Below are 3,380 nucleotides of genomic sequence, written 5' to 3' on the forward strand. Positions count from 1 at the left end.
TCTATCAGACCGTTTCCGTATCCGATTTCCTCGGTGCTTTCCAGGTTTCCGCTTTCGCGTTTCCCTTTCCGGCGGTTCCGACTTTATCAGAAGTTTCCGGCCGGACTTACCGGCTGTCTGTTTCCGATTTATCGGGGAGTGGCTTCTTCGAAATCGAGGTTCTCAGAAGCAGACAGATACTATCCGCTGCCGAGCCGCATACCAACCCGGCTCCAGGCAACTGTTCGAATCTACCTCCCCAGTCCCTCCGTGTCAACGGCTCTCTTGGGGCGAAGGAGACAGTAGCAGCTCAGCGGCGTCGAACGCACATCAGGCGGCGGTGGGGACGGTGGCGCTGCGCTCGGCCGTCTCCACGTCACCGGTGTCGCCGGCGCGGGCGGCACGTCCGCCCAGGACGAAGACGTAGGCGAGGAAGGCCAGTTCCGCGGCGATTCCGATGCTGATCCGGGCCCAGGTGGGTAGTCCCGACGGGGTCACGAAGCCCTCGATGGCGCCGGAGACGAAGAGCACCAGCGCGAGTCCGATCGCCATGCCCACGGCTGCCCTGCCCTCCTCGGCCAGTGCCGTGCGCCGGGTGCGGGGGCCCGGGTCGATCACAGTCCAGCCCAGGCGCAGTCCCGTGCCGGCGGCGACGAAGACCGCGGTCAGCTCCAGCAGCCCGTGCGGGAGGACGAGCCCGAGGAAGGTGTCGAGACGGCCGGCCGACGACATCAGTCCGAAGCCGACGCCGAGGTTGAGCATGTTCTGGAAGAGGATCCACAGGACGGGCAGGCCGAGGAACACGCCCAGGACCAGGCACATGGCGGCGGCCTGGGCGTTGTTCGTCCAGACCTGGGCGGCGAAGGAGGCCGCGGGATGGCTGGAGTAGTACGTCTCGTACTGGCCGCCGGGGCGGGTGAGGTCGCGCAGTTCGGTGGGGGCCGCGATGGTGGCCTGCACCTCGGGGTGTGTGCCGATCCACCACCCCAGGAGTGCTGCCACGACCGTGGACAGGAGGGCGGTGGGCACCCACCAGTGGCGCGACCGGTAGACCGCCGCCGGGAAGGTGTGGGCCAGGAAGCGGCTGACATCGCGCCAGGAGGCCCGCCGGGTGCCGGTCACCGCGTTGCGCGCGCGTGCCACGAGTTGGCTGAGGCGACCGGTCAGTTGCGGATCCGGGGCGCTGGACTGGATGAGGGAGAGGTGGGTGGCGGTGCGCTGGTAGAGAGCCACGAGTTCGTCGGCCTCGATGCCGTTCAGCCGGCGCCCGCGACGGAGCAGGGCGTCGAGGCGGTCCCATTCGGCCCGGTGAGCGGTGACGAAGACGTCGAGGTCCATCGGTTTGCCTGCTCCTCGGCTGCTCGTCGGCGGCTCGTCGTGGATGTCAGCTTGTCGTACTGCGACGCGATGCGCCCTCAGCTTGGCAGACTGGCCGTTCGCAGGGCAGGCCAGGGGAAGGACGGCGGGCGTGAGTGAGCTGGTGACGGGTGAGGCGGTGGCGCTGGAGGTGCGCCCGGCGAGGTTGCCCAGCAGGGCCCTGGCCGTACTGCTCGACCTGGCCGTGGCCGTGGTCTGCTACATCCTCGTGATGGTCGCTCTGGCGGCCTCCACCTCCTCACTGGACGACGCCGCGCAGATCGCGCTGTCCATCACGGCGTTCCTGCTCGTGCTGGTGGGCGGCCCGATCGCCGTCGAGACGCTCAGCCACGGGCGTTCGCTCGGCAAGTTGGCGTGCGGCCTGCGGGTGGTGCGGGACGACGGCGGCCCGATCCGGTTCCGGCATGCGCTGGTCCGGGGTGCGATCGGTGCGGTGGAGATCCTGATGACGTTCGGGGTCGTCGCGGTGATCGCCTCGCTGGTGTCGGCGCGTGGCCGACGGCTCGGTGACGTGTTCGCGGGCACGCTGGTCGTACGGGAGCGGGTGCCGGCCGCCCGTACGGGCTTCGTTCCGCCGCCGCCTCCCTGGCTCGCGGGGCGATTCTCGGAACTCGACCTGTCTGCGGTGCCCGACAGCCTGTGGCTCTCCGTCCGGCAGTACCTGACGCGCATGCGGCAGCTGGACCCGCAGGTCGGCTGGGCCATGGCGCAGCGACTCGCCACCGATGTCGCGGCCCGTACCGGTGCTCCGGCGCCCCAGGGTGTTCCGCCGGCCGCTTATCTGGCGGCGGTGTTGCAGGAGCGGCAGGCCCGGGAGGCCCGACGGGCGTTCGGGAACGGCGGAGCCGGGGGTGTTACGGGTGCGCCGGCCCCCTACGGCCAGGGGGCTCAGGCGCCCGGTCCCTCCCACTCGTACGGCTCGTACGCGCCGCCGGGAGGGTTCTCGGTGGCAGGGGCCGAGGGGTTCGGGCCGCAGGCTCAGCCGAGTCGGCCGGTGGGGCCGCCGGAGGTCGTCCCGCCGGCCGGCGGGTCCGCGCCGGACGGCCGGCCGGCCACCGGGTTCGCGCCCCCGGCGTAGCGCACCCTTCCTGTCGGCTCAGGTGAAGGTCGACGGCGGTGAAGCCAGGTCTTCCAGTTCGATGCCGGGGGCCGCGAGCACCACGTCGCCGGCGATGTGCACGGCGTGCCGTTCGCCCGTGTCCAGGGCTGTGACCTGGTATTCGTCCACGGTCAGGGGGCCGTTGTCAGTGCCGTGTGTTTCTCTCTTCAGCAGGGCCCAGGACTGGTCCACGGTGCGGGGGGCGAGGACTGGGTCCGTGAGGGCCACGAGGCGTACACGGGTCGCCGAGGCGGAGGGGGTGAGGCGCAGGAGGCGGGTCATGGCGATGAGGAAAGCGGGGGATGTGCCGGTGAAGGCGTGGGCGCGCACGTTGCCTTCGGTGGCGTGGGTCCCGGTGGGGTCCGTCCGGACCCAGGTGACGCCGTCGAGGGCGGCGCCGCGTACCTGCCAGCCGGCGGCGTGGAGTTCGAGGCGGAGGGGGCGGCCTAGCTCGTCGAGGGCCAGGTCGACGGAACCGGTGGGGTCGCCCGAGGGGTTGGTCCGCTGGGCGACGTAGCGCCAGCCGGAAGGACCGGGGGCGCATTGGAAGTGCTCGTCTGCGAAGGGGGTGTGATCGTGCGGATCGTGGAGCGAATAACGGCCGCGGGGCATGGGGGTCCTGGGTCTTGACGGGTCGGGTCCGGCCAAAGGGGCAGGCCCCCGCCACGGGGGTGCGGGGGCCTGTCTCGGAGGACCTTCCGCCGGTGAGCGCGTCCGTGCACGGGCGCGCTCACAGCGGGCGGGGCTGCGGACTCAGTAGCGGTAGTGGTCCGACTTGTACGGGCCGTCGACGTCGACTCCGATGTACGACGCCTGCTCCGGACGCAGCTGCGTCAGCTTCACGCCGAGCGCGTCCAGGTGCAGCCGGGCGACCTTCTCGTCCAGGTGCTTGGGCAGCACATAGACGTCGGTCGGGTACTCGTCC

Annotated in this window: 4 protein-coding genes; 1 reads left to right on the top strand and 3 read right to left on the bottom strand. The window is 70.9% G+C overall.

Features of this window, described 5'->3' with window-relative positions; all coding sequences use genetic code 11:
* Positions 1–309: 309 nt before the first annotated feature.
* Entirely contained in the window at positions 310–1,317 is a 1,008-nt protein-coding gene (locus ABZT03_RS43435) for a stage II sporulation protein M (protein WP_356049733.1), read from the bottom strand.
* A gap of 130 nt (positions 1,318–1,447) precedes the next feature.
* On the opposite strand from ABZT03_RS43435, the gene ABZT03_RS43440 reads away from it, so the two are divergent.
* Complete coding sequence (locus tag ABZT03_RS43440) at positions 1,448–2,434, top strand: RDD family protein (RefSeq protein ID WP_356049735.1); 987 nt, start codon at positions 1,448–1,450, stop codon at positions 2,432–2,434.
* An 18-nt stretch (positions 2,435–2,452) separates the two neighbouring features.
* On the opposite strand, the gene ABZT03_RS43445 is transcribed toward ABZT03_RS43440, so the two are convergent.
* Both ABZT03_RS43445 and ABZT03_RS43450 read right to left on the bottom strand, forming a co-directional pair.
* Entirely contained in the window at positions 2,453–3,067 is a 615-nt protein-coding gene (locus ABZT03_RS43445; protein WP_356049737.1) for a hypothetical protein, read from the bottom strand.
* Positions 3,068–3,208: 141 nt separating this feature from the next.
* Positions 3,209–3,380: adenosylhomocysteinase (locus tag ABZT03_RS43450; RefSeq protein WP_356049739.1), on the bottom strand; the 172-nt coding region annotated here is incomplete at its 5' end.

Origin of the sequence: Streptomyces sp. NPDC005574, from assembly GCF_040605435.1 — a bacterium.
GTDB lineage: Bacteria > Actinomycetota > Actinomycetes > Streptomycetales > Streptomycetaceae > Streptomyces.